We start from the raw sequence: 26769 nt of genomic DNA, 5'->3' as shown, positions 1-26769 counted from the left end.
GAGTCGAGAGTCGAATGGTGAATGGGTTTGACAAGGTGATCGTCGGGCTCGGGGAAACCGGCTTCTCCTGCGTGCGCCACCTACTGAGCGAGGGGTGGCGGATCGCGGTGACCGATAGCCGCATGGAGCCGCCCCGACTTGCGCCACTGCGTGCGGCGTATCCCGAGGTGCCGGTGGCCTGCGGCCGCCTCGCGCGGGACTGGTTGCTGACGGCGGAGGAAATTGTGGTCAGTCCCGGAGTGTCGCTCGCGGAGCCGGCACTGTGCGCGGCACGCGCCGAGGGCATCCCCGTGATCGGGGACATCGAGTTGTTCGCGCGCGCCGCGGCGGCGCCAGTGCTTGCGGTCACCGGGACCAACGGCAAAAGTACGGTCACCGCTTTGCTGGGTGAGATGGCTCGGGCGGCCGGCCTCAATGTGGCGGTTGGCGGCAATTTAGGGCCGCCGGCATTGGAGCTGTTGCAACTCCCGCAAGTGCAGCTATTCGTGCTCGAGCTATCGAGCTTTCAGCTTGAGAGCGTTTATAGCCTCAACGCCCAAGCGGCGAGTCTCCTCAACATTGCACCCGACCATTTGGACCGTTACCCCAATATTGCCGCCTATCTTGAGGCTAAGGCGGTTATTTTCCGCGGCGATGGGGTCATGATCCTGAATGCCGATGATCCAGCCGTGTGCGCCCTGGCGAGTGCCGGGCGCGAGACACTCTACTTTACGCTCGCCGCGCCGGTCGATGCGCGTACCTTCGGCATCGACTACTGGGGCGGCGAGTCGTGGTTTTGCCGCGGTCGCAATCGACTCGCTCCGTGCGCGGCATTTCAGCCGGTGGGCCGGCACAATCAGGCCAATGCGCTGGCGGCGCTTGCTCTTGGCAGTGCCGCGGGGCTGTCACTGTCGGCGCTGTTGCAGGGGTTGCAGACATTCAGGGGGTTACCGCATCGCATGGAGCCGGTGATCGAGCATGACGGCGTGCTCTGGATCAACGACTCCAAAGGCACCAATGTCGGGGCAACCTTAGCGGCCGTGGCCGGACTCGAGCGACCGCTGATCCTGATTCTGGGCGGCCAGGGCAAGGGCCAGGACTTTACGGCGCTGGGGCCGGCGTTGCGCGCGCGGGCGCGCGCCGCCGTGGTGCTCGGCGAGGATGCGCAGCGCCTGGCAAGCGCCCTCGGTGGAGTTTGTCCCGTGGAGCGGGCTGTGGATCTATCCGCTGCTGTAGCGGGCGCTGCGCGGTTGGCACGAGCCGGTGACATCGTCCTGCTCTCTCCGGCCTGCGCGAGCTTCGATATGTTTTCGAGCTACGCCGAGCGCGGTGAGGTGTTCCGTACGGCAGTAGAGGCGGCAATAAATGGCTGAGACCGCCGCCAACACCGTTTTGCGCAGTGCGCGCCCCCGCCGCCGAGAGCCTGCGTTGACGGCCAATTTGGATTGGACGCTGTGCGGCGTGGTGCTAGCGGTTGCGGCGTTAGGGCTCGTCATGGTGGCCTCCGCTTCGGTGGCCGTCGCTGATCGAGAGCTTGGCCAGCCGTGGTTTTACCTGCGCCGGCAAGGTGGTTATCTACTGCTCGCCGCCTTGTTGGCTTGGTTTGTGCTCCGGGTTCCTATGATTCAATGGCAGCGACTCGGCGTTGTGCTGTTGGCATTGGGAATTGGGCTGCTGGCGTTGGTGCTGCTCCCCGGTGTGGGGCACTCGGTCAACGGCAGCGTCCGTTGGCTGGCATTGGGCGTTTTTAATCTGCAGGTCTCAGAGCTTGCCAAGCTTTGTGTCTTTGTCTATCTCGCTGGCTACCTGGTCCGCCGTGGTGAGGCGGTTCGTGCCACCTTGCGCGGTCTGTTGATCCCGTTCGGGGTCTTGGCGTTGATCTCTTTGCTGCTGCTGCTCGAACCGGACTTCGGTGCGGCCGTTGTACTCATGGCGACTGGTCTGGCGTTATTGTTCATCGCCGGCGTATCGTTGTGGCACTTCGGTCTGTTGCTCATACCGGTTGCCGCCACCGGCGTCGCATTGATCGTCACCGAACCGTATCGTTGGCAGCGGCTGACGGGTTTCCTCAATCCTTGGGCGGATCCATTCCACTCCGGATTCCAGCTTACTCAGTCGCTGATCGCGATCGGTCGCGGGCAGTGGCTGGGTGTAGGGCTCGGCAATAGCGTAGAAAAGTTGTTCTATTTGCCAGAAGCGCATACCGATTTCCTTTTTGCGGTACTGGCCGAGGAACTCGGTTTGCTCGGGGTGAGCGTGACCATCGGTCTCTATGGATTCGTTGTTTGGCGCGCCTTTCGAATAGCCACGCGGGCTATGGCCCTGGAACGGCGCTTTGGTGGCTATCTCGCTTATGCTGTGGGCACTTGGCTGGGGCTGCAAGCTTTTCTCAATATTGGCGTCAACATGGGCTTGCTACCTACCAAAGGTATGACTTTGCCGCTCATGAGCTATGGCGGCAGCAGCTTGGTGATCAGTGTGCTCCTGCTCACGCTCTTGGTGCGAGTCGACTACGAGAACCGAGTTGCCGCGGTGAGTGCCCGCACCGTGGCTAGGGAGCATGGGTTATGAAAGACGCGCCGGTGATGATTCTGGCCGGTGGAACCGGGGGCCACGTGTTCCCGGCCCTTGCCGTGGCCGAGGAACTACGACGGCGGCGGGTAGCGGTGATTTGGATAGGGACTCGGCGAGGTTTGGAGGCGCGGGTGGTGCCGGCGGCAGGGATCGCCATAGAGTGGCTCGAAGTGCGGGGGTTGCGGGGCAAGGGCTGGCGCGGTTGGCTCGGTGCGCCCGCGATGTTGCTGCGCGCTCTGTGGCAGGCGTTGTCCCTGGTGCGCCGCTATCGGCCGCAGGCCGTATTGGGTATGGGAGGGTATGCCGCAGGGCCAGGGGCATTGGCGGCGTGGCTGCTGCGCCGGCCGTTGTTGATTCATGAGCAGAACGCCACCGCCGGTTTTACCAATCGGTTGGTGCGCCGACTGGCTCGGGTCGTGATGACCGGTTTCCCGGGGGAGGTTGCAGGGCGAGGCGCGCCCTGCGTCTGGACCGGCAATCCGGTGCGCTCCGAAATCACCCGCGTTGCGGCCCCGCAGCGGCGCTACGCGGTGCGTCAGGATCCACCGCGCTTGCTGGTCCTGGGTGGTAGCCAGGGTGCCGCGGTGCTCAATCAGATCGTTCCGGCCGCATTGGCCGAGTTGGCCTCAGCGCAACGCCCGGTGGTTCGACATCAGGCCGGTGAGCGAACTCTGGCGCTGGCGCGGGAAGCCTATTGTAGGCACGCGATCGTGGCGCAAGTGAGCGCCTTCATCGATAGCATGGCTGAGGCATACGGGTGGGCCGATTTGGTAATTTGCCGAGCCGGTGCGCTGACCGTGGCCGAGCTCTCCGTGGTCGGCGTTGCATCGGTGTTGGTGCCGTTTCCGCACGCCGTGGACAACCATCAGACAGCCAATGCCCGTTACCTGAGTCGGGCCGGTGCCGCCGTGCTCGTTCCGCAGCACGCGTTTAGCGCACAGCATCTAAGTCGCGTGCTCGTGAGTCTGCTCGGCGATCGCGATCGGCTCTGGATTATGGCACAGCGGGCCCGTCAGCAAGCTCGCCCGCAGGCCACGGCGTGTGTGGCCGCGTTGTGCCTGGAGATGGCGGCATGAGTGTGGCTTGGAACCGTTGTTGGGATCCGAATGCGCCGGGAGCGATGCGCCGGGTTCGACGCATTTACTTTGTCGGTATCGGCGGTTCCGGAATGGGTGGGATCGCCGAGGTACTACTAAACCTTGGCTACGAGGTTTTCGGCTCGGATTTGCGTGAGAATGCCGTCACTCGACGCCTGAGCGATCTCGGTGCCTGTATCTGGTATGGCCATGACGGTCGGCGGGTAGCGCGTATGGACGCCGTGGTGACCTCCAGCGCTGTAGGTCCGGACAATAGCGAGGTCGTGGCTGCCCGCCAACACCGGATTCCCGTCGTTCCGCGCGCCGAAATGCTCGCGGAGTTGATGCGGTTCCGCTATGGGGTCGCGGTGGCGGGTACCCACGGCAAGACCACGACGACCAGCCTGATTGCGAGTCTGCTTGCCGAGGACGGTCTGGATCCCACCTTCGTGATCGGCGGGCGGCTCAACAGTGTAGCGAGCCACGCCCGTTTGGGCGCGGGGCATTACCTGGTGGCGGAAGCCGACGAAAGCGATGCTTCTTTCCTTTATCTGCAGCCAATGATTGCGGTGGTGACCAACATCGACGCCGATCATCTCGGTGCCTATCAGGGAGATTTTGCCCGTTTGCGTGCGAGCTTTCTCGAGTTCCTACATCACTTGCCCTTCTATGGCTTGGCGGTGTTGTGCATCGACGATCCCGAGGTCCGCGCGTTGCTGGATCGGACGACTCGGCCTGCTCGCTCCTATGGCTACAGTGCCGATGCCGACGTGCGCGCCACCGCCGTGGTCCAGCGGGGCCTGCGCACCAGTTTCGCGGTCCGGGTCGGTGATGAGGCGCCTTTTTCCGTGGATCTGAACCTGCCGGGTCGCCACAATGCACTGAATGCGCTGGCGGCGATTGCCGTGGCCTTGGAACTCGGTGTATCCCGCGCGGCCATTGTGCGGGGTCTGGCCGAGTTTGCCGGCATCGACCGGCGTTTCCAGCCGTGCGGCGTTCTCGCCCTAGGGGGGGGGCGGGTCAGTTTGGTCGATGATTACGCCCACCACCCACGGGAGATAGCGGCGGTGCTGCGAGCGGCCCGAGAAGGTTGGCCCGGTCGCCGCATCGTGGTGGCTTTCCAGCCGCACCGTTACAGCCGGACTCGGGATTTGTTTGAGGACTTTGCACGGGTGCTTTCGGCAGCCGATGCGCTGCTGCTCACAGAAGTCTATGCGGCGGGTGAGGCAGCCATTGCTGGCGCCGACGGGCGCAGTCTGTGCCGAGCAATCCGGATGCGTGGCCAGATCGATCCCGTGTTCGCGTTGAGCGTGGAGGAGTTAATCGAACTCGTACCGGATGTGGTACGCGACGACGATCTGCTGATTACGCTGGGGGCAGGCAGTATCGGCAACGCAGCGGCGCTTTTGCTGGGTCGTTACGGCGCTGTGGAGGGCGAAAGGTGACGCTTTGGCGCGGGACTCTGCGTGAGAACGAGCCGATGCGGCGGCACACCTCATGGCGGGCTGGTGGGTATGCCAAGCGGTTCTTCGAGCCGGCTGACGTCGAGGACTTGGTGGCGTTCGTGCGTCAGCTGCCCGCGACTGAACCGGTGGTCTGGCTCGGTCTGGGCAGCAACCTTTTGGTGCGCGACGGTGGTGTGCGGGGAACGGTAATTCAAACCCGCACGGCTTTGACCGCCTTGGAGCAATTGCCAGGCGGGTGCGTGCGCATCGGCGCCGGGGTGGCCTGCGCTAAAGTGGCGCGGGCGTGCGTACGATGGGGTTTGGCGGGAGCGGAGTTTCTGATCGGTATTCCGGGCACGGTGGGTGGCGCGCTGGCTATGAATGCTGGGGCGTGGGGCGCCGAGACTTGGTCGCGAGTGGTGGCGCTCGAGACGCTTGATCGAGACGGTGTGCGGCATCGACGCAGTCCGGGCGAATACCGGGTCGGCTATCGCACGGTGAGCGCTCCGGGGCCGGAGGTATTTTTGGGCGCTACGCTGCGGTTCGAGCCCGGTGGCGACCCGCAGGCTTTACATGCGCGCGTGCGGGCTCTGTTGGCACGGCGCGGGGCGACGCAACCGTTGGGGCGCCCGAGTTGCGGCTCGGTGTTCCGCAATCCGCCGGGCGATTTCGCAGCCCGTTTGATCGAGCAGGCGGGCTTGAAAGGCCGAGGTTTCGGGGAGGCCTGTGTATCCACGAAGCATGCCAATTTCATCCTCAACCACGGCGCGGCCACGGCTGCGGATATTGAGCGGCTGATCGGTTACGTGCGCGGCCGGATCCGCGATCTCTATGGGGTGGAACTGCAGACCGAGGTGTGCATTGTCGGGGAGGCGCCAAGCCATGCTGGCGGTTGATTCCACCGGCTCGGGTCGCGCGGCGGTAGGACGCGTGGCGGTGCTGGCCGGCGGCTGGTCGGCTGAGCGCGAAATATCTCTGCAGAGCGGCGCAGTCGTTTTGGAAGCGCTGCGCCGCCGCGGAGTCGAGGCTCACCACATCGATCCTGATGAGCGCCCGCTCGGCGCGCTCGGCGAATTCGATCGCGCTTTTATCGCGCTTCATGGCCGTGGCGGTGAGGACGGCGTGATCCAAGGTGCTTTGGAGGTCATGGGCCTGCCTTACACCGGCACCGGCGTGTTGGGATCGGCGCTGGGTATGGACAAGCTGCGCACCAAACTGGTCTGGCGTGCCTTGGGGTTGCCAACACCGGCCTTTCTGCGGCTGGACTCGGAGGCCGCACTCGACCGAGTGGAGGCCGAACTCGGCTATCCGGTCATGGTCAAGCCGAATCGTGAGGGCTCCAGTCTGGGTATGACGCGTGTGAACGGGTCCGCCGCGCTGTTGGAAGCCTGGCGCAAAGCTTGCCGTTATGACCGCGAGGTTTTTGCCGAGCGCTGGATCGACGGGCAAGAGTATACGGTGAGCTTACTCGGTGAGCAGGCATTGCCGGTGATCCGGATCGAGTCGGCCGGCGTATTTTATGACTTTGATGCCAAATACCGCGCCGCTGAGACACGCTTGCATTGTCCTTGCGGATTGGTGGCCTTAGCAGAGGCGGCACTGGCGGAACTCGCGGCCGCGGCTTTCGAGGCTGTGGGCGGCAGTGGTTGGGGGCGGGTCGATTTGCTGCGTGACGCGGAGGGCGTCGCTTGGTTACTGGAAGTCAATACTGTGCCGGGTATGACGGATCACTCCTTGGTCCCGATGGCAGCCCGGGCGGCTGGGCTCGATATGGATGAGCTGGTTTGGCGGATTCTGCTGAGCAGTTGGCGCAGCCGAGGTCTGCAATGAGCGCGGTGAGCATGGAGTCGAATGCCGTGCGCTGGGGTGATGACCCGCGGCAAAGCCCGAGAGTAGGTTTCGCAGCGATGCGCAGTCTGGCGCTGGCCGTACTGGCGATGTTGATTGTGGGCAGCAGCGCACTGGCTCTGCGGCGCTTGCCTGTTGAGCGGTGGTTGCCGCTGCACACGGTGGCGCTGGAGGGGGATCTGATCCATGTCTCCGAGGCCCATCTGCGTTCGGCTATCGGACCCTTGCTGCGTGGCGGCCTGCTGGGCGTGAATGTAACCGCGGTACGATTAGCGGTGGAGGCGCTGCCGTGGGTCGATCACGCCACGGTGCATCGAGTCTGGCCGGATGCGTTGCGAATCAGCTTAACGGAGCAGGTGGCGGTGGCGCGCTGGGGTAAAACGGCGCTGCTTAATGATCGGGGTGAGGCCTTTCGCCCGAGCATTCTACCAAAAGGGTTGCCGCACCTGGCCGGGCCCGAGGGCAGCGAAAGTCGAGTCTTGCGGCAGTTTCATCGTTACCAGAAGCAGCTAAATGCGGTAGGCCTGAAATTGGCCGGTTTGGTACTGGATGCGCGTCGCTCCTGGACGGCCAGACTAGACGACGGTGCCGTGATCCGGATCGGTCGCGAGCACGTCGAGGTGCGGTTGCGGCAGTTCGCGGCGGTTTGGCCGCATCTTACAGCCGGTCGGAGTCGGGTTTTGCGCGTCGCCGATCTGCGTTATCCGAATGGTTTGTCGATTCGCTGGGCCGAGTCGGCCGAGTTGACTCATGCACGAGGACGTGGCGAATGAACTGGAGTGATTGGTTTCGATGGACCGTGTCTCCGAGCGCGGTATGGAATTGCTTAAAGAACGCGTCCAGAGGATCGGCGGCGCGGTACCCGTGCGATCGGGGCCAGGATGAGATGACCGGTGCTCGAACGGTCCGAAAGGATTGAGTGCATGACAAAGAAACAGGAACGCAGCTTACTCGTAGGGTTAGATATCGGAACCTCGAAAGTGGCCGCAATCGTGGGTGAAACCAAGCCCGCCGGCGAGGTCGAAGTCGTCGGTATCGGCTCGCATCCGTCTCGTGGACTAAAAAAAGGGGTCGTGGTCAATATCGAATCGACCGTGCAGTCAATCCAGCGCGCAGTGGAGGAAGCCGAACTCATGGCCGGCTGCCAGATCCATTCGGTTTACGCGGGCATTTCCGGGAGCCACGTACGCTCGCTGAATTCACATGGGATCGTGGCGATCCGAGACAAAGAGGTGACCGCGGGAGATGTCGAGCGGGTGATCGACGCCGCCCGCGCCGTTGCTATCCCGGCAGACCAGAAGATCATCCATATCCTGCCCCAGGAGTTTTTGATCGACAGTCAGGAGGGCATTCGCGAGCCGATCGGGATGTCCGGAGTCCGGCTGGAGGCGAAGGTGCACATGGTGACAGGCGCTGTGAGTGCCGCCCAGAACATCATCAAGTGCGTGCGCCGCTGCGGTTTGGAAGCCGACGATATCATCCTCCAACAGCTTGCCTCCAGTCAGTCAGTGCTCACCGACGACGAAAAAGAGCTCGGTGTGTGCCTGGTCGACATCGGTGGCGGCACCACTGATGTCGCGGTATTTACCGACGGCGCGATTCGCCATACCGCGGTGATCCCGATCGCCGGCGATCAGGTTACCAATGACATCGCGGTGGCGTTGCGTACGCCGACCCAGTATGCCGAGGAGATCAAGGTTCGCTATGCCTGTGCTCTCTCCCAGTTGGCGAGCGCGGAGGAGACCATCGAGGTGCCATCGGTTGCCGATCGGCCGCCGCGACGGCTGTCCCGGCAGACGTTGGCGGAAGTTGTCGAACCGCGCTATGAGGAACTGATGAGCTTGGTGCAGGCGGAGTTGCGGCGTAGTGGTTTCGAGGATCTGATCGCCGCCGGCATCGTGTTGACCGGTGGCAGCGCCAAGATGGAAGGAGTGATCGACCTTGCCGAAGAGGTCTTCCATATGCCGGTGCGACTTGGAATGCCCAAGCATGCCACCGGCCTCAGCGATGTTGTGTGTAATCCCGTCTATGCAACCGGACTCGGCTTGCTCCTATTCGGCAGCAATAGCCGCGGCAGCCATCGAATGGAGCTCAATGCGGCGGACGGTGGGATCGCCGGGCTTTGGCAACGCATGAAAGGTTGGTTTCAGGGCAACTGCTAATTACTGGAGTAGTTAGTGGTAGGCAGATTGAAGAGCTGGGTAGCAACTGGAGGTGGATCATGTTCGAGCTGATGGACTCCTATAGTCAGAGTGCTGTCATTAAGGTAATCGGGGTCGGGGGCGGCGGCGGTAATGCCGTGCAGCATATGGCGGCGGCCGATATCGAGGGCGTCGATTTCATTTATGCGAATACCGATGCCCAGGCGCTGCAAAACACCTCAGCCAAAACGGCTTTGCAACTCGGGTCGAGCATCACGAAGGGGCTCGGGGCCGGGGCAAACCCGAACGTGGGCCGCGAAGCGGCGATGGAGGACCGAGATCGGATCGCTGAGGTGTTGGAAGGGGCCGATATGGTATTCATCACCGCCGGCATGGGTGGTGGCACGGGTACCGGCGCGGCACCCGTGGTCGCGGAGATCGCCAAAGGATTGGGCATCCTGACGGTGGCCGTGGTCACCAAACCGTTTAGCTTCGAAGCCGGTAAGCGTATGCAAGTGGCTAGTGAGGGCATCAAGGAGCTTAGTCGCCATGTCGACTCGTTGATTACCATCCCTAACGAAAAGCTGCTCACCGTGCTGGGCAAGGAACTGACCCTACTCAATGCTTTCAAAGCGGCCAATGATGTGTTGCTCGGTGCGGTCAAGGGCATTGCCGAGCTCATCACCCGCCCCGGCGTGATCAATGTTGACTTTGCCGATGTGCGCACAGTTATGGCGGAGATGGGTATGGCCGTTATGGGCTCAGGTGCGGCGTGTGGACAAGGGCGGGCGCGCGAAGCCGCCGAGCGTGCCATCGCCTGCCCGTTGTTGGAGGATGCCAACATCTCCGGTGCGCGTGGCATTCTGGTCAATGTGACCGCTGGCTTGGAGCTGTCCATCGGCGAATTTGACGAGGTCGGCAACGCGGTCAAGGAGCTCGCCGCGGACGATGCCACCGTGGTGGTGGGCACGGTGATCGATCCGGAGCTCGAGGACGAACTTAGGGTCACGGTGGTAGCCACGGGACTCGGTAATCCGGTAGAGGCATTGGAATCGCGGGTTCGACCGGTGGCCCGCACGGCGAGCGGCGAGATCGACTACAGCAAGCTCGATCGGCCGACGATCATCCGTAAGCAAGCGGCCAACGACCGCTATCCGGTACAGGCCGACGGTGATTTAGACTATTTGGATATTCCGGCGTTTCTACGTCGCCAAGCGGATTGAGCCTAAGGGTTTTATGACTAAAACGCATGGCCCTTATCGTTTACCATAGCGGCCGAACCGGCGGGTATTCGTTTATCGAAAATGATAATCAGGGGCCCTAATCCGGACGGCGTGCCTTGACCAGGTGGTTAATGTCACGAGGGGGTGGGGAAAAAGGAAGCGAAATGATACCGCAACGCACGCTCAAGAACAGTATCCGGGCAACTGGTGTCGGTCTGCATACAGGTGAGAAGGTATGTTTAACGATGCGGCCGGCACCATCCAATACCGGCATCGTATTCCGTCGGGTCGACCTGGAAAAACCGGTGGAGATCCGCGCCCATCCTGACAACGTAGGTGATACATCGCTATCGACCTGCTTGGTCCAGGACGGGGTGCGGGTCTCCACGGTGGAGCATCTGCTCTCTGCCTTGGCGGGGCTGGGGATAGACAACGCCTATATTGATCTGAGCGCCCCCGAGGTGCCCATCATGGACGGCAGCGCCGGACCGTTCGTGTTTTTGATTCGCTCGGCGGGAATCCGGGAACAAACAGAAGGCAAATCGTTCATTCGCATCAAACGCCGGTTGTGCGTCAGTGACGGTGAAAAATGGGTGGCTTTGGCGCCGTTCGAAGGCCTAAAGGTCTCGTTCACTTTAGAATTCGATCATCCCATGTTCAATTCCAGGCCGCAGCACGGGGAGCTCGAGTTCTCCACCACGTCCTTCATCAAGGAGATAAGTCGCGCGCGCACCTTCGGGTTTATGCGCGATATTAAACAGTTACAACAGAGTAGGTTGGCGCTGGGTGGCAGTTTGGACAATGCGATCGTGATCGATCATCACCGTATCCTCAATGAGGACGGCTTGCGCTACGGTGATGAATTCGTCAAACACAAAATCCTGGATGCCATCGGCGATCTTTATTTACTCGGTCACAGCCTGATCGGTGCCTTCCAGGGCTACAAGTCTGGGCATGCGCTGAACAACAAATTACTGCAGAGGCTGCTGTCCGAGCGTGACGCTTGGGAACGGGTCACATTCGATCATGTCGCGGAGGTTCCCATCGCTTTCGAACAGCCGCTGGCCGCAGTCTGAGGCATCACTTTGGCCGGTGCCGTGAGGCAAGCCGCAGCAACGCCGCGCGCAATGGACCAGGGTCCATGCACGCGGCGCTGCGCCGCAGGCTCTCGGCGGCACTCGCGGACAGCAAGCGCGCCGGCTGCGCCGGTCGGCGCGCGCTCATACTTGGCTCGATCCGGATTTGGAGTTGCCGTGGGCGTTGTCCCAAAATAGCTTCGGCACCGCGCAGCAAGAGCGTGCGGCGATAGCGCAGTTGAGTAGCCCACAGTGGGTTTTCGGTGGCAAGGCATAAGGTCTGTACATCGAGCTTCGCCACGCGCCAATGCCCGGTTAGCTCCGGCGGCAGCAAGGCCTGCAATTGTCGCTGCAGGCGGGTGTTGGTACGGGTCGACTGGGCAATTCGGGCCAAGACGCCACGATCCTCGCGGAACCACCACTGTAGGCTCTGCGGACCTCGGTGATCGTGTGGATGATCGTCAAAAGCAGTCATTTTTAGGGGCGGCGGTAGCAATTGAACCCATGTTTGCATTAAAAATTCATCGACAGATACGCTATAGTACAGCTTCTTCCCGTTCAGGTCGTGGGCGGGCCCCTCACGGTGGCCGAGCCGCCCCGTTATCCATGCGAGCTAAACCCACTCGGGTGAGTACCTTATGCTGAACACCATCGCGAAGAAGGTATTCGGTAGTCGTAATGATCGCGTCATCCGGAGAATGCGCAAGGCCGTTGGGCAAATCAACGCTCTGGAGGGTGCGATGCAGGCGCTCTCCGATGCCGAGCTGCGCCGAAAAACGGACGAATTCCGCGACCGTTATCGTAACGGTGAGCACTTGGACGAGTTGCTCCCGGAGGCGTTTGCGGTCGTTCGAGAGGCGGGGCAACGCACGGTTGCTATGCGTCATTTCGACGTTCAGCTCATCGGTGGCATGGTTCTGCACGAGGGCAAAATTGCCGAGATGAAAACAGGCGAGGGTAAAACCCTTGTCGCCACCTTAGCCGCCTACCTCAATGCGTTGACCGACGCCGGCGTGCATGTTGTCACCGTCAACGATTATCTGGCTCGCCGCGATGCCGATTGGATGGGCAAAATCTATCGCTTCCTAGGGCTGTCGGTCGGTGTGGTCGTGCCCGGCATGGAGGTGGCGGCGAAGCGTGAGGCCTACCGCGCGGACATTATTTACGGGACCAATAACGAGTTCGGCTTCGACTATTTGCGTGACAACATGGCGCTGCGGGTGGATGAGCGTATGCAGCGCAGCCGTCATTACGCGATCGTCGACGAAGTCGATTCCATTCTCATCGATGAAGCGCGTACTCCGCTGATCATTTCGGGACAGGCGGAGCAGAGCAGCGAGCTTTACCTGCGGATGAACACGCTGGTGCCCAGGCTCGTTCGCCAGCAGGAGAAGGATGGCCCAGGGGATTACCTTGTCGATGAAAAGGCTCGGCAGGCCTTTTTGACCGAGGAAGGCCAAATACGAGCCGAAGAATTGCTCAGGCAAGTCGGTCTTCTGCAGCCCGAGGAAAGTCTCTACGATGCCCGCAACATCACGATGTTGCATCATTTGAACGCTGCCTTGCGGGCGCATGCGCTCTACCAACGCGATGTGCACTACCTGGTACGCGATCAGCAGATCGTCATCGTCGATGAGTTCACTGGTCGAGCCATGCCGGGGCGGCGCTGGTCGGAAGGGTTGCACCAAGCCGTCGAGGCTAAAGAGGGAGTGCCGATCCAGGCTGAGAATCAGACGCTCGCCTCGATTACATTTCAGAATTACTTCCGCATGTACGACAAGCTCTCCGGCATGACCGGAACGGCGGATACCGAGGCCTTTGAATTCCAGCAAATCTATGGCCTCGAGGTCGTGGTCATCCCGACCAACAAGCCGATGATTCGAGAGGACCTGCATGACCTGGTGTTTCTCTCCCAGCGGGAGAAATACGCGGCCATTGTCGAAGCCATTAAAGACTGTCATCGGCGCGGCCAACCGGTGCTCGTCGGCACGACCTCCATCGAGAACTCGGAATACATCTCCAAGCGATTACACAAGGAAGGCATCGCCCATGAGATCCTCAATGCCAAGCAGCATGAGCGTGAGGCAGGGATCGTTGCCCAAGCCGGGCGAGCGGGTGCGGTGACGATTGCGACCAATATGGCCGGCCGCGGTACCGATATTGTGCCGGGCGGTAACGTGGAAGCCGAAATCGCAGCGCTCGATGAACCCGACGAGGCGACCTTGGATGCACTGCGCAAGGCATGGCAGAAGCGGCATAATCAGGTGCTCGAGGCCGGCGGGCTGCACGTGATCGGCACCGAGCGACACGAGTCGCGGCGCATCGATAATCAGCTGCGCGGCCGTTGTGGCCGCCAGGGGGATCCGGGTTCGACCCGTTTCTACCTCTCGCTCGAGGACAGCTTGCTGCGCATCTTCGCCTCCGAGCGCGTCTCTTCGCTAATGCAGCGCCTGGGTATGCAGGAGGGCGAGGCTATCGAGAGCGGTATGGTCTCGCGGGTCATCGAGAATGCCCAGCGCAAGGTCGAAGGGCACAACTTCGATATTCGCAAGCACCTGCTCGAGTTCGACGATGTCGCCAACGATCAGCGCAAGGTGATCTATCAGCAGCGCGATGAATTGCTCGAGGCCGAGGAAATCTCGGATACCATCAAGGCCATGCGCTTGGACGTGATCGGCAGCGTCATCGATGAGCATGTCCCGCCCAACAGCGTCGATGAGCAATGGGATATACCGGGTCTGGAGGGGGCACTGCAGGCGGAGTTCAACATCCGCCTACCGGTGCAGGAATGGCTCGATCAGGAGGAAGCGCTGCACGAGGAGGCGCTGCGCGAGCGGATTGCGCAGGCGGTCGAGGAGCAATACGAGCTCAGGCAGGAACCGATCGGCCCGGAGATCATGCGCCAAGTCGAGAAGAGCTTTCTGCTCCAGGTGCTGGACTCTCACTGGAAGGATCACCTGGCGGCCATGGACTATCTGCGCCAAGGGATCGGGTTGCGTGGCATGGCACAGCGTGATCCCAAGCAGGAGTTCAAGCGCGAGGGCTTTGCGATGTTTCAGGAAATGCTGGAAGGGATCAAGCGCGAAACAATCAAGATTCTGTGCCATGTGCAAGTGCGCACCGAAGAGGAGGCGCGAGTGCTCGAGCAGCCAACTGAGCCGCAAGGAGCGATGCAGTTCCAGCATGAAGAGGCAAACACCCTTGCGGCCGCCGATGACCATGATTCCGTTGCCGCGGCGGTACATACCTCTACCAAGCCCTATGTGCGCGCGCAACGCAAGGTCGGTCGCAATCAGCTCTGTCCCTGCGATTCCGGGAAAAAATACAAGCATTGTCACGGCCAACTTGAGTGAGGCTCGCGGACCATGGCAGTTGGTGAGAGCTCGCTGGGGCGGCTTCGACCGATTCCGGGCGTGCGCCTCGGTACGGTGGCGGCCGGCATTCGCAAACCCAATCGGCGTGACCTGGTATTATTCGAGCTAGCCGAAGGCGCGCACTGCAGCGCCGTGCTGACCCGCAACCGCTTCCGGGCGGCCCCTATCCTGCTTACCGAGCAACACCTTGCAGCGAGTTGCCACCCGCGCTATTGGTTGGTCAATACCGGTTATGCTAATGCTGGCAACGGGGCGCAAGGCCTCAGTGATGCACTGAGCTGCGTGCGCCGAGTGGCTGAGCAGGCCCGTTGCGCCGTGCCGGAGGTCTTGATGTTCTCTACCGGGGTAATCGGTGAGCCCTTGCCGGTCGATCGGATCGTCAGAGCGATACCGAGCGCGTTCGCGGAACTAACCGACGATGCTTGGGAGGCCGCTGCCCACGGCATCATGACCACAGATACTCGCCCTAAAGGGACCTCCAGCGTGATATCTATAGAGGGCCGACCGGTGACGCTGACCGGCATCGCCAAGGGGGCAGGTATGATCCGCCCCGATATGGCCACCATGTTGGCTTTTCTAGCAACCGATGCCGTGCTTGATCCGGTTTGGGCTCGGCAGGCTCTGGGTGCCGCAGTCGATGTCTCGTTCAATCGGATCACGGTGGATGGAGATACTTCCACCAACGATGCCTGTGCGCTTGCGGTGACGGGACGTTCCGGTGTGCGGATCGACGGTGCGGGTGACAGCGGCCGGCGTTTTCTAGCGGCATTGAGTGAGGTTTGTCGGACCCTGGCGCTGGCCATCGTCCGTGACGGTGAGGGCGCCACGCGGCTGGTGCATGTAGCGGTAGCGGAGGCAGCTGACGAGGCTGAAGCGGCACGCGTGGCATTTGCTATCGCCGAGTCACCTTTGGTCAAGACAGCAGTGTTTGCCGGTGACCCCAACTGGGGCCGTGTCCTGGCGGCCGTAGGGCGTGCGGACATTGCGGATATGGAGCTCGAGCGAGTCCGAATCTTTCTGAATGATCTTTGTGTGGCCGAAAACGGTGCTCGCAGCGGATCCTATCAAGAGAGCGAGGCGGTGGCGCGCATGAGCGCAGCGGAGATCGAGATTCGGGTCGTCTTGGGCCGGGGCGATGCCGCAACGAGCGTTTGGACTTGTGATTTGTCTTATGACTACATCACGATCAACGCGGATTACCGTACCTGAGCGATCGACCGATTCACTCGCGATCGGCCCATGGATGGTGCGCGAACGGGTGGATTGATATGAGCGCGAGCAAGCCGGTGCACGTGGCAGTTGGCGTCGTCACCGATGCGGCCGCGCGCGTGTTGATTTGCCGGCGAGGCGCGCACCGTCACCAAGGCGGGCTATGGGAATTTCCCGGCGGCAAGGTGGAGCCGGGTGAAGATGTTTGTGCGGCGCTTGATCGGGAGTTGACCGAAGAGGTCGGCATTCGCCCCGAGCTGGCCTGGCCTCTGATTCGCGTGCCTTACCGCTATCCGGACAAAGAGGTGTTGCTCGACGTCTGGCGTGTTTCGCGTTTCACCGGAGCGGCCCAGGGCCGGGAAGGTCAGTGCTGTCAGTGGGTCATGCCCCCGGCGCTGGCCGATTTCCGCTTTCCGCCGGCGAATCATCCGATTGTACTCGCTGCTGGCTTGCCGGCCCGCTACCTCATTACCCCCTCCCTGGCCGGTGCCGAGGGCTTGCTCAGAGGAGTGCAGCAAGGCTTAAGCCTCGGCTGCAAGCTCGTGCAGTTGCGTACCGACGGCCTCAGTGAGGTGCAGCTCGAGAAGCTGGCGCACACGCTGCTGGCAGTGGTTCGCGCAGCAGGAGGAAAGTTGCTGGTCAGTCGGCGAGTGGACATCGCTCGGCGAGTGGGGGCCGACGGTGTGCATCTGTCCACCGCCCAGCTATGGGCGCTGCGAGCGCGGCCCTTGCCGGCCAGCCTTCTGGTGGGTGCCTCTTGCCACAATCCCGAGGATTTGGCGCGGGCCTGCACCATCGGTGTTGACTTCGCGGTGCTCTCTCCGGTGCGCGCCACCCTCAGCCATCCAGGTCGTGAACCGTTGGGATGGCAGACCTTCGCGGCCTGGATCCGCGACGTGTCCATCCCGGTCTATGCTTTGGGCGGTGTCGGTCCGGCAGATATGGAGCGGGCTTGGCGTGCGCGTGCTCAAGGCGTGGCTGGGATCCGCAAGTTTTGGCGTGCTGGCTGACGAATCGCCAGCAACCGCGCTGGCGTGGAAGCCGCGGCAAGGCCGGTGCTCGTTATTACCGTTCCCCCTCGTCGTTCGAATCCCCAGCAGTGCTGCTGGATTCGCCATCCAGCTCCGATCCCGGGATGCGATGGCTGCCGTCCAGCCAAGCACCCAAATCGATCAACTTGCAACGCCGGGAACAAAACGGCCGGTAAGGGCTGTGCTGCGACCACTCAACCGGGCGGTTGCAGGTAGGGCAGTGAACGGTCACTGGCGTTTCAGGCATGCGCACACTCCTACCGTGTGAGTCACACGGTACATCGTTCGAGTCGAAATTCCACGTCCATCGCTACTTGCTGTGGACGCTCCCGCAAGGATGTCTGTTCCAGAAAGCGGATGGTACAGAAATGCCGATTGCCGCTGATCTCAGGGAAGTGGGGTTCCCCCTGAGCCAGTAGAACGCGCAGCATCTGATAGGGGGGTGTCCGGTCCAAGCTGGCCTGGAAGGTGCCGCCGTAGGCAATCTCCGGAACAGCATCGGCGCTTTCGCGCAGCAGCCGGAGGACCAGATGGGTTGCCTTACCCACCGCTTCCAAGCCCTCGAACCAATGTTCCAGATCGGCGCGCCGGAGCTCAGGCGATTGATGCAGCCAGCGATGGTAGACGGGGAGATCGAAGCCGCAGGTTCCCCCCGCAATGCCGCTGCGTTGGGATACGGTATAAAGGAAATCGTTGTTTTTGATTTCGTTGCCGGCCCCGTAGGGGGTAGCGCGCAACTGTTCGACGAGGTGCTCGCATTCGCAGAGTATAGCCTGCAGGCGAGTCGGATCGACGCCGGGAGCTTGCTGTAGAGCCAGCAGAGTGTTCGATAGCCGCTGCAATTCTTTTTGGAGCTCGTAGCGCAGATCACCCCGACCGAGTAAGTCGATGAGCTCGACGAATGTGCTCAGCGCGAGGCGCGAGTGCCATTGCGATTCGCCGGCGATGCCAAACCGGCCTTGATGGTGCAAGAACTCCACGCGCAGCAGGGTACGGACGCGCTCATTGAGCGGCTGCTCATAGGCGATGCTCGGCGCTTGCAGGGCGGCGTTCCTCATACTGGCGATCGACAGAAAATCCGCGACCATTCTCGCCCAGATTTGGGCCATAGCCAACCGGGCTGGACTCAAGGCCGATGCTGCGCCAAGCGCAGGTAGCGCGCATGCAGATGCGCTACCTGCGCATCCAAGGCGGTTAGCGAGCCGGAATTATCGATGACATCATCGGCACGGGTTAGCCGTGCGGCGCGGGAAGCCTGCGCTGCGAGGATGCACTCGATCTCCTCATCAGAGGTCTCCATCCGCTTGAGCAGCCGCTGGCGTTGAAGTACCACCGGTACGTCCACCACCAGGATTCGGTTCACAAGGTCGGTCATTGAGCTTTCCAGCAACAAGGGCACGACCAGGATTGTGTAAGGACCGCGACGGTGCTCGAGCAGGGCAATGGTTTTGGTACGGATCAGGGGATGGAGAATGTTATCGAGCCGCGCGCGCTCGGTCGGGTCGGCAAACACGCGCCGGCGCAGTTGCGCACGATCGAGTTCACCTGCGGGAGTCAGAATGGTAGCACCGAAGTGCTCGACGAGTTGCCGCAAGCCCGCGCTTGTGGGCTGTACGACCTCTCGGGCAATGCAATCGGTGTCGATGATTTCCACTGTTCGGGTGGCGAAGCACTTCGCGGCCGCACTCTTGCCGCTGGCGATGCCGCCGGTGAGTCCAACGATCAACATTTTGTACTGCCTTGTACCAAACGTGTGTCACCGTTGCCGAGCTGTTTATTTCACCACGTGGGCCGGCTAATGGCGAACTGGAGGGTAGCCGGGTGCGCGGTTCACAGCGCGTAGGAGGCCTCTTTCAGCAGCGATTCATCGGGACAGCCCGGCGAGGGCAAGATAGGCCGGCATCAGTTCGTCGCCCCATAGCAGGTAGATCCATCCGGCGGCAGCGAGGAAGGGGCCGAAGGGTATGGGTTGATCGCGATGCCGGCCCAGGCCGGCGATCAGCGCAATGCCGACCGCGGCGCCCACGACCGAGGCGAGAACCACGATCAGGGGCAGTGCCTGCCAGCCAAGCCAGGCGCCCAGCATACCGAGCAGCTTGAAATCCCCATAACCCATACCCTGTTTGCCAGTGAGCCAGCGGAAGAGATGATAAACGCTCCACAGTACCAGGTAACCGACTACGGCGCCGACGATGGCCGTGGTCGCGGGGACGAACACGGGCACTAAGCTGAGCAACAGGCCCAGCCATAATGCCGGCAGCGTGAGATCGTCGGGCAGTAGTTGATGGTCTAGATCGATGCCGGCGAGGGCGATGAGCACCCAGGTCAGGAGCAGGGCCGCGAGGGCGGCGATCGAAACACCAAAGTGTACTACAACGATAACCGAGAGAACGCCGGTGAGCAGTTCGACCGTTGGGTAGCGCGGCGAGATGCGCGCATTGCAACCCGAGCAGCGCCCGCGCAGGAGCAGATAACTCAAAAGCGGGATGTTTTCCCAAGGGCGGATGCGGTGGCGACAAAGGGGGCATTGCGAAGGCGGTGTGAGCAGATCGAAGCGCTCGTCATCGTTCGGTTGAATTGGCGGGCCCGACTCGCCATTTGCTATGAGCTCGGCGCATTGCGCACGCCATTCGCGGTTGAGCTGGCGCGGCAGGCGTAGGATAACCACGTTGAGGAAGCTGCCGACCATGAGGCCGAGCACAAAGCTCGCAACCCAAAGCAACCCCGGGTTGCTTTGCAAAAGATCGAGTATGGGTACTGCCGTCACGCTCGGGGCCTGCATTGGTTTAGGTGAGGAGCGCCGTATGTGGCTAAACGACCGCGCCGAGTTTAAAGATCGGCAGATACATGGCGATTACCAGGCCACCGACCAAGATACCGAGGATGGCCATGATTAGAGGCTCGAGCAGGCTGCTCAAACTGTCGATGGCGTTATCGACCTCTTCCTCGTAGAAATCGGCGACCTTGGCCAGCATGGCATCCAACGAACCCGCTTCCTCGCCGATTGCAATCATCTGCACCATCATATGCGGGAAAAGTTCCGTGCGGCTTGCCGCCCATTGCAGCGGCTGTCCGGCGGTCACCTCCTCGCGCATGGCGCGCACTGCCTGGCCGTAAACGCGGTTGCCGGTGGCGCCGGCAACGGATTCGAGTGCGTCCACCAACGGCACACCAGCGGCAAACATCGTCGAGAGCGTCCTGGCGAAGCGCGCGAGCGCCGCTTTGCGCAAAATCGCACCGATGATCGGGATACGCAAAGAGACGCGGTCCACCGCATAAGCTACTCGGAGCGAACGTTTGTGCGCCTGGGCAAAAGCCGTTGTGGCGGCGCCGAGTCCAGCGAGAATGAGCCACCAGTATTGCTGAAAGGCATCCGAGAGCTGGATGACCAGCACAGTAAAGGCAGGCAGATCCGCGCCAAAACCGCGGAACAGCTCTTCGAATTGCGGTACCACGAAGATCAATAGAATTGCGGTGACGATAAAGGCGACGACCAACACGGCCGTCGGGTAGAACAAGGCCTTTTTGATTTTTTTCTTGATGGACTCGGTCTTCTCCTTGTAGGTGGCGATTTTGTCGAGCAAGGTATCCAGTACGCCGGCTTGCTCGCCGGCGGCAACCAGGTTGCACACCAGCTCGTCGAAATAGAGTGGATGCTTGCGCAGCGCATCGGAGAGCCCGATGCCGGCTTCAACATCCTCCTTGATGCTCAGTACCAGCTTTTGCATGCTCGGATTTTCGTGACCGCGACCGATGATGTCGAACGCTTGCACCAGCGGTACGCCGGAGTTGAGCATAGTGGAGAGCTGTCGAGTAAGGACTGCGATGTCGCCGGGGGTGATCTTCTTCTTGCGCGGGCCCTGACCCAGACTCAGCAGAGTCGATTTGCGCCGGATCTTCTGTGCGGCGATGCCTTGCTGGCGCAAGTTGGTTCGCAACTTCGTGGCGTTTTCGGCTCGGCTGCTGCCGGTCAGTTTGCGCCCGTTGCGATCGACCCCCTCCCAGGTGAAGCTCGTCAGCCTGATTGCCTTTTCCGCCATCGCTTCAGTCCACCGTTACTCGATTGAGTTCTTCCAGACTCGTTACACCTTGCCTGACCTTCAGTAGGCCTGATTGGCGTAGGTCGTTGACTTTGTCGCGGCGAGCCTGCTCGGCCAGCTGCATGGCATTCCCGCCCTCCATGATGATCCGCCCCATGGCATCTGTTACCGGCATCACTTGATAGATGCCCACCCGGCCGCGGTAGCCGTCAGTACATTGCGCGCAGCCTTGCGCGGCATAGACTACCAACTCATCGACAATGGCTTCGTCAAAGCCCTCTTTGAGCAGCGCTTCTCTGGGGATATCGACCGGCTGCTTGCAATGTTTGCAAAGCCGTCGGGCTAGCCGCTGGGCGATGATCAAGCTTACCGAAGAGGCGATGTTGTACGGCGCAACCCCCATGTTGGCCATGCGGGAGAGCGTTTGCGGGGCATCGTTAGTATGCAGTGTCGAGAGCACTAGATGGCCGGTCTGCGCGGCTTTGATGGCGATCTCGGCGGTTTCCAGATCGCGGATTTCACCCACCATGATGATGTCCGGATCTTGGCGCAAAAAGGCGCGCAATGCGGCGGCGAAGGAGAGACCGGCTTTCATGTTCAGGTTGACCTGATTGATGCCCGGCACATTGATCTCCACCGGGTCTTCGACCGTCGAAATGTTGCGATCGGCGGTATTGAGTATGTTGAGCGCGGTATACAGCGAAACCGTCTTGCCCGAACCCGTAGGCCCGGTCACCAGCACCATCCCGTATGGTTTGTGGATGTATTTGAGGAAGATCTCCTTTTGCTCTTCTTCGTAGCCCAACTGCTCGATACCCATCTGGGCGCTGGTAGGATCCAGGATGCGCAGGACGATCTTCTCGCCAAACAAAGTGGGGCAGGTGTTGACGCGAAACTCGATGGCGCGGCGTTTGGATAGGTTCATCTTGATGCGCCCGTCTTGCGGCACCCGACGCTCGGCGATATCGAGCCGCGCCATTACCTTGAGCCGCGCGGCCAATCTTGGCGCAAGCTGGATGGGAGGGGCGGTTACCTCGCGTAATACGCCATCTTGGCGAAAGCGGACCCGATACTGTTTTTCGTAGGGCTCGAAGTGGATATCGGAGGCTCCCTTGTTGATCCCATCCAAGAGCACCTTGTTGACGAACCGTACCACCGGCGCGTCGTCGGCGGCATCGGAGTCGCCGACATCCGATTCGCGCTCGGTATCCCCAGCGCTGATATCGAGGTTTTCCAAATCCTCGTCGAGATCCATATCCGAGAGAACATCGTCGGCACGCTCCAGCGCTTGATCGATGATCCGACCGAGTTGATCGTCCTCGACCAGCACTGGATCAGTGCTGAGCCCGGTATGGAATTTGAACTCGTCGAGTGCCTCCAGATTGGTAGGGTCGGATACGGCCACGTATAGGCGTTTGCCGCGTTTAATAATCGGCAAGGCTCGGTGGTGGCGGATCAGTTTTTCGGTGACCAGCGAGACCACGCTGTGGTTTATCTCCAGCACGGTCAAATCGAACAGCGGTACGCCGAATTCACTCGATGCGGCCGCCGCGATGTTTTTTGCTGCAAGCAAACCCTGTTCGATCAGGTAGGTGACGAACGGAGTGTTCGCTTTTTTAGAATCGTGCAGGGCCTGTCGGACCTCGTCCTCCCCGATCAAGCGGTTCTGAACCAGGCGCCGGGCAAGGCCGCCGAGCTTTAACGAGGGATTGGCGGTGGCCATATGCAGACCCTTCTCCGTACTCGGGCGTTGGGTTTGTCTACAGAGGTGGGCAACATGTTCCTACCTTGCAGGAGCGACGCTTGGTAAAATCAACGGCCTGTCTGTTCCATTTTAGGGATCATGGACTTGATCAATGCACGGCCGCCAATCGGAGCGGGTCTTCGAAGGATCGCGGGAAGCCCGCGCAGGCTACACAATCCCGATCACCGTCAAAGTGGCCTGGCCGGTAAGGTATTACAACACCGTGCTGACCGTCGTTCCGCCCAGCAGTTCGCAATTTGCCCAAGGACCGCTGCAGGCGAGCGCATCGCTGGGGAGTGCGACTTCCCGGAGTGTTTGCCCTCGAATGCTGGCTGATGACTCTCGACACGGGCGAACACGGGTCGATGGTGTTCAATTGGTGGTATATGAGAAGGAGCGCAGCCATGCTTCGCCGCATTTTCGCAAACTCGGTTGCTGCCAAGAGGGTGGTACTAGGGGCTGTGTTATTCTGGCTGAGTCTTGCGGTGGCAGCGGAGCAAAGCCCGGCGGCGGTGGTGGTGGTGACCGATTTGCAGCAAAAGCTCGTTGCGGTCTGGCGCTCGAATATGGACTTCGAGCAGCGTTTCGAAGCCCTTGCGTCCCCCATCGAAGCCAGTCACGATTTGGCGAGCATGGCTCGGTTTGCACTTGGCAGTCAGTGGCAGGGGCTGAGCGCGGCGCAACGCGAGCAGTTTTTGGCGACCTTTCAGCGCCTGACGATTGCCACCTATGCCGATCGCTTCGATGAGTATGACGGCGAACGCTTTGTCCAGTCAGGGCAGCGCAGGCTCGCCGAGGGCAAGAGCCTGGTACATACCAAGCTTTTACTAAGCGATGGTGCTCAGATACGGCTCGACTACCTGCTCTATCTACAAGATGGCCAGTGGCGGATCATCAATGTTCTCGCCAATGGTGTCAGCGAATTGGCCATCAAACGTTCCGAGTACACTGCGTTTATCCGCGATCATGGCTTCGCGGCGCTCATCGAGGAACTGCAGCGCAAAACATCCCAGCTGGTCGATGAGCGACAGACCGCTCGCACGCGTACGTCGGGCAGCATTGGCTGCCGGCTAATCCGTGCTTAGCCATGTTTGGAGGTGCGGGGTCAATGTTCGTCCGGCATGCTGCGTCGCCCGATCCAACCGCCGCCTGGCAAGCAATCGAGCGCAGCCCACCAGGGAAGCTCTATGCAGAGAAAGGATCAGCTGATTGGCAGTGATTGGGTAGTCGGTGACGGAGTCGCGTTCGACTCCCGCGATCCCGCCAGCAACGAGGTGCTCTGGGAGGGGGCGCAGGCCAGCACCGAGCAGGTCGGGCAGGCGGTGCAGGCGGCGCATGCCGCTTTCGACGGCTGGAGCGAGCGTGGTTTTAACGAACGCTTACAAATCGTCCGCCGCTTCGGTAATCGTTTGGAGACGGACAAACGCGCGTTGGCCGAGATAATCTCCCGCGAGACGGGCAAGCCAACTTGGGAGGCGCTCACCGAGGTGGCGGCCATGATCGGCAAGATCGACCTATCGGCGCGTGCTTACAAGGAGCGAACCGGCTTGCGCGAGCGGGAGATCGACGCGGGCCGGTCTATTCTGCGCCATAAGGCGCACGGCGTGATCGCGGTTTTCGGACCGTTCAACTTCCCTGGGCATCTGCCGAACGGCCATATTATCCCCGCTCTGCTCGCCGGTAATACCGTGGTTTTCAAGCCGAGCGAACTCACCCCGCTGTGTGCCGAGCATGTGCTGCGTCTGTGGTTGCAAGCCGGGTTGCCGAGCGGTGTCATCAATTTGGTGCAGGGCGGTCGCGAGGTTGGGGGAGCGCTCGCCGCCGAGGCGGGTATCGACGGGCTGTTGTTCACCGGCAGCGCCGCCACCGGCCGCTTGCTGCACCGCCAGTTTGCCGAGCAGCCGGGAAAAATTCTGGCTTTGGAGATGGGCGGCAACAATCCGCTGATCGTAATGCCGGGGGTCGATATCCGACCGGCCGTGTACTCGATCATTCAGTCCGCCTATCTGACGGCTGGGCAGCGTTGTAGTTGTGCTCGGCGTCTCTACTTGCCGCAAGGCGAGGCCGGAGATGAGCTGCTCGATGCCCTGCTCGAGGCCGTGGCGGGGCTGCGGGTCGGTAGCTGGCTGGATGCCGAGACGCCTTTCATGGGACCGGTCATTTCGGTGGCAGCCGCGACCGGGCTGCTCGCGGCGCAGGCACAACTGGAGCAGCTGGGGGGGCGGGCGCTCCTTGCGATGCGTCGGCTGCGCGAGGCCACCGGCTTGTTGTCGCCGGGGCTCATGGATGTGGGCGCTATTACCGAGCTACCCGATGAGGAGTATTTCGGCCCGTTCCTCCAGGTGGCGCGTTACGATACGTTCGAGCAGGCCATTACGTTGGCCAACGCCACTCGTTTCGGGCTCTCTGCAGGTTTGCTGGGTGGCCGACAAAGCGATTTCGAACGCTTCTTCCGGCGTATCCGTGCCGGTATCGTCAATTGGAACCGACCGCTTACCGGCGCAAGCTCCGCCGCGCCATTCGGTGGGGTGGGGTGCAGTGGTAACCATCGCCCCAGCGCCTACTATGCGGCGGATTACTGTGCCTACCCGGTCGCTTCGTTGCAGGCCGATAAGCTGACGTTGCCGGAGCGCCTTAGCCCAGGGATCAAGCTATGAGCGCGGTAGAAGTGAATTTCGATGGCCTGGTCGGCACCACGCACAACTACGCTGGGCTGTCACTCGGCAATCTCGCCTCGCAGCGCAGCGCCGGGGCGATGTCTAATCCTCGCGCGGCGGCGCAGCAGGGGCTGCGTAAGATGAAGACGCTGCACGATTTGGGGCTTCGCCAAGCCGTGTTGCCACCGCATGAGCGCCCGGCAATCGACGTGCTGCGCCGGCTCGGTTTCGGCGGCAGCGATGGGGCTGTGCTCGGCGGCGCGGCCCGCGCCGCCCCGGAATTGCTTGCGGCCTGCTGCTCGGCCTCCAGTATGTGGGCGGCTAATGCCGCCACCGTCTCCCCCAGCGCGGATACGGCGGATGGGCGCGTGCACTTGACCCCGGCCAACCTGATCAATGGCTTGCACCGTGCGATCGAACCGCCCACGACGGCTCGGGTGCTGCGAGCCATTTTCGCCGATGAAGCCCATTTCGCTCACCATGCGCCGTTACCCGCGGTCGAGCCGTTCGGCGACGAAGGGGCCGCCAATCATACCCGGTTGTGTCCGGAGTATGGCGCCGCCGGGCTGGAGCTTTTCGTCTACGGCCGGAGTACCCGCGCAGCCGGTCCCACTCCGCGGCGTTATCCGGCCCGCCAGACGCTGGAAGCCTCGCAGGCGGTGGCGCGGTTGCACGGCCTGGATCCGCAACGCTGCGTATTCGTCCAGCAGAATCCAGCGCTGATCGACGCCGGGGTGTTTCACAACGATGTCATAGCGGTAGGCAATGCGCAGGTACTGCTGCAGCATGAACAAGCCTTTCTCGACTCGGCCGTCGTGCATCGGCAGCTGCAACGTGTTTTTGGTGAACCGCCGGTGTGTTTCATCGTGGTGCCCGCGGTGAGAATCAGCGTGGCGCAGGCCGTGGACTCCTATTTGTTCAATAGTCAGCTGGTGACGTTGCCAGCCGGGGACATGGCATTGGTTGTGCCGGAAGAGTGCCGTCGCTCGCCGCCGGTGTGGGGCTGGCTCGGCGAGCTTTTGGAGCAGCAAACGCCGATTCGGCGGGTGTTGGTGAGCGATGTGAGGCAGAGCATGCGCAACGGCGGAGGCCCGGCTTGTTTGCGGTTGCGCGTGGTGCTCACGGCTACGGAGCTTGCGGCCGTGAATGCCGACGTGTTTCTGGATGAGTCGCTATTTGCCGCGCTGAGCGCTTGGATCGATCGCCATTACCGCGACCGTCTCACGGCAGCGGAGCTGGCCGATCCGGCGCTGCTCGGGGAATCGCGCACAGCCTTGGACGAGCTCACCAGGATTCTGCGGTTGGGCCCGATCTATCCTTTTCAGCTCTATGGCGCTTGAAGCCAATGGAGT

General features: G+C 61.6%; 23 protein-coding genes. 16 read left to right on the top strand and 7 right to left on the bottom strand.

What is annotated here, in order from left to right; genetic code table 11:
- The first annotated feature begins 14 nt into the window (after nt 1-14).
- The 10 genes from murD (at nt 15) to lpxC (ending at nt 11362) form a co-directional block, all read left to right on the top strand.
- Complete coding sequence (murD, locus tag NB231_RS05440; RefSeq protein ID WP_005000414.1) at nt 15-1352, top strand: UDP-N-acetylmuramoyl-L-alanine--D-glutamate ligase; 1338 nt, start codon at nt 15-17, stop codon at nt 1350-1352.
- Complete coding sequence (gene ftsW / locus NB231_RS05435) at nt 1345-2550, top strand: putative lipid II flippase FtsW (protein WP_005000413.1); 1206 nt, start codon at nt 1345-1347, stop codon at nt 2548-2550. Before murD ends, ftsW begins: the two co-directional genes overlap by 8 nt.
- Nucleotides 2547-3629, top strand: coding sequence for an undecaprenyldiphospho-muramoylpentapeptide beta-N-acetylglucosaminyltransferase (murG, locus tag NB231_RS05430; protein WP_005000409.1), 1083 nt, complete (start codon nt 2547-2549; stop codon nt 3627-3629). Before ftsW ends, murG begins: the two co-directional genes overlap by 4 nt.
- The gene (gene murC / locus NB231_RS05425; protein WP_005000408.1) at nt 3626-5074 is read left to right on the top strand and encodes a UDP-N-acetylmuramate--L-alanine ligase; all 1449 of its coding nucleotides are present in this window, start codon (nt 3626-3628) and stop codon (nt 5072-5074) included. Before murG ends, murC begins: the two co-directional genes overlap by 4 nt.
- A complete protein-coding gene (murB, locus tag NB231_RS05420) occupies nt 5071-5970 on the top strand; it encodes a UDP-N-acetylmuramate dehydrogenase (protein WP_005000407.1) in 900 nt (299 codons plus the stop codon). Before murC ends, murB begins: the two co-directional genes overlap by 4 nt.
- The gene (locus tag NB231_RS05415; protein WP_005000406.1) at nt 5957-6904 is read left to right on the top strand and encodes a D-alanine--D-alanine ligase; all 948 of its coding nucleotides are present in this window, start codon (nt 5957-5959) and stop codon (nt 6902-6904) included. The genes murB and NB231_RS05415 overlap by 14 nt, the downstream gene beginning before the upstream one ends.
- Nucleotides 6901-7695, top strand: coding sequence for a cell division protein FtsQ/DivIB (locus NB231_RS05410; RefSeq protein WP_005000405.1), 795 nt, complete (start codon nt 6901-6903; stop codon nt 7693-7695). The genes NB231_RS05415 and NB231_RS05410 overlap by 4 nt, the downstream gene beginning before the upstream one ends.
- Nucleotides 7696-7845: 150 nt before the next feature.
- Nucleotides 7846-9084 (top strand): cell division protein FtsA, encoded by a 1239-nt coding sequence (gene ftsA, locus NB231_RS05405; protein WP_005000404.1) that lies wholly within the window; start codon nt 7846-7848, stop codon nt 9082-9084.
- Between the two features lie 59 nt (nt 9085-9143).
- A complete protein-coding gene (gene ftsZ, locus NB231_RS05400) occupies nt 9144-10286 on the top strand; it encodes a cell division protein FtsZ (protein WP_005000403.1) in 1143 nt (380 codons plus the stop codon).
- 164 nt (nt 10287-10450) lie between these two features.
- Nucleotides 10451-11362, top strand: coding sequence for a UDP-3-O-acyl-N-acetylglucosamine deacetylase (gene lpxC, locus NB231_RS05395; protein ID WP_005000402.1), 912 nt, complete (start codon nt 10451-10453; stop codon nt 11360-11362).
- 4 nt (nt 11363-11366) lie between these two features.
- Here lpxC and NB231_RS05390 read toward each other — a convergent pair whose 3' ends face one another.
- Complete coding sequence (locus NB231_RS05390; protein WP_005000401.1) at nt 11367-11837, bottom strand: DciA family protein; 471 nt, start codon at nt 11835-11837, stop codon at nt 11367-11369.
- A gap of 163 nt (nt 11838-12000) precedes the next feature.
- Between NB231_RS05390 and secA the strand changes: the two genes are divergently transcribed.
- The 3 genes from secA to NB231_RS05375 are packed head-to-tail and all read left to right on the top strand — an operon-like array spanning nt 12001 to nt 16955.
- Nucleotides 12001-14715, top strand: coding sequence for a preprotein translocase subunit SecA (gene secA / locus NB231_RS05385; RefSeq protein WP_005000399.1), 2715 nt, complete (start codon nt 12001-12003; stop codon nt 14713-14715).
- A gap of 12 nt (nt 14716-14727) precedes the next feature.
- Nucleotides 14728-15945: a bifunctional glutamate N-acetyltransferase/amino-acid acetyltransferase ArgJ gene (gene argJ / locus NB231_RS05380; protein WP_005000398.1), complete on the top strand. Its 1218-nt coding sequence runs from the start codon at nt 14728-14730 to the stop codon at nt 15943-15945.
- A 59-nt stretch (nt 15946-16004) separates the two neighbouring features.
- Nucleotides 16005-16955 carry a Nudix family hydrolase gene (locus NB231_RS05375; protein ID WP_005000397.1) on the top strand — a complete coding sequence of 317 codons (951 nt, stop codon included), beginning with the start codon at nt 16005-16007 and terminating at the stop codon, nt 16953-16955.
- 55 nt (nt 16956-17010) lie between these two features.
- Here the strand turns inward: NB231_RS05375 and yacG are convergent, their stop codons facing one another.
- The 6 genes from yacG to pilB all read right to left on the bottom strand — a co-directional run bounded on the left by yacG (nt 17011) and on the right by pilB (nt 22739).
- The gene (yacG, locus tag NB231_RS05370; RefSeq protein WP_040661882.1) at nt 17011-17223 is read right to left on the bottom strand and encodes a DNA gyrase inhibitor YacG; all 213 of its coding nucleotides are present in this window, start codon (nt 17221-17223) and stop codon (nt 17011-17013) included.
- Between the two features lie 22 nt (nt 17224-17245).
- A complete protein-coding gene (zapD, locus tag NB231_RS05365) occupies nt 17246-18034 on the bottom strand; it encodes a cell division protein ZapD (protein ID WP_040663251.1) in 789 nt (262 codons plus the stop codon).
- 68 nt (nt 18035-18102) lie between these two features.
- Nucleotides 18103-18705: a dephospho-CoA kinase gene (gene coaE / locus NB231_RS05360; protein WP_005000392.1), complete on the bottom strand. Its 603-nt coding sequence runs from the start codon at nt 18703-18705 to the stop codon at nt 18103-18105.
- Between the two features lie 135 nt (nt 18706-18840).
- On the bottom strand, nt 18841-19758 hold the full coding sequence (locus NB231_RS05355) for a prepilin peptidase (protein ID WP_005000391.1): 918 nt from the start codon (nt 19756-19758) through the stop codon (nt 18841-18843).
- 28 nt (nt 19759-19786) lie between these two features.
- On the bottom strand, nt 19787-21016 hold the full coding sequence (locus NB231_RS05350) for a type II secretion system F family protein (RefSeq protein ID WP_005000389.1): 1230 nt from the start codon (nt 21014-21016) through the stop codon (nt 19787-19789).
- A 4-nt stretch (nt 21017-21020) separates the two neighbouring features.
- Nucleotides 21021-22739: a type IV-A pilus assembly ATPase PilB gene (gene pilB / locus NB231_RS05345; protein ID WP_005000388.1), complete on the bottom strand. Its 1719-nt coding sequence runs from the start codon at nt 22737-22739 to the stop codon at nt 21021-21023.
- A gap of 425 nt (nt 22740-23164) precedes the next feature.
- On the opposite strand from pilB, the gene NB231_RS05340 reads away from it, so the two are divergent.
- The 3 genes from NB231_RS05340 to astB all read left to right on the top strand — a co-directional run bounded on the left by NB231_RS05340 (nt 23165) and on the right by astB (nt 26757).
- Nucleotides 23165-23845 (top strand): ABC transporter substrate-binding protein, encoded by a 681-nt coding sequence (locus NB231_RS05340; RefSeq protein ID WP_005000387.1) that lies wholly within the window; start codon nt 23165-23167, stop codon nt 23843-23845.
- 102 nt (nt 23846-23947) lie between these two features.
- Nucleotides 23948-25417: a succinylglutamate-semialdehyde dehydrogenase gene (gene astD, locus NB231_RS05335; protein WP_040661879.1), complete on the top strand. Its 1470-nt coding sequence runs from the start codon at nt 23948-23950 to the stop codon at nt 25415-25417.
- Nucleotides 25414-26757, top strand: a complete 1344-nt coding sequence (gene astB / locus NB231_RS05330) for an N-succinylarginine dihydrolase (protein ID WP_005000384.1) — start codon at nt 25414-25416, stop codon at nt 26755-26757. Before astD ends, astB begins: the two co-directional genes overlap by 4 nt.
- Nucleotides 26758-26769 lie beyond the last annotated feature (12 nt).

This window comes from Nitrococcus mobilis Nb-231 (assembly GCF_000153205.1).
Classification (GTDB): domain Bacteria; phylum Pseudomonadota; class Gammaproteobacteria; order Nitrococcales; family Nitrococcaceae; genus Nitrococcus; species Nitrococcus mobilis.
Note: the sequence above shows the minus strand (reverse complement) of the source record. Positions and strands in the feature narration are given on the sequence as shown.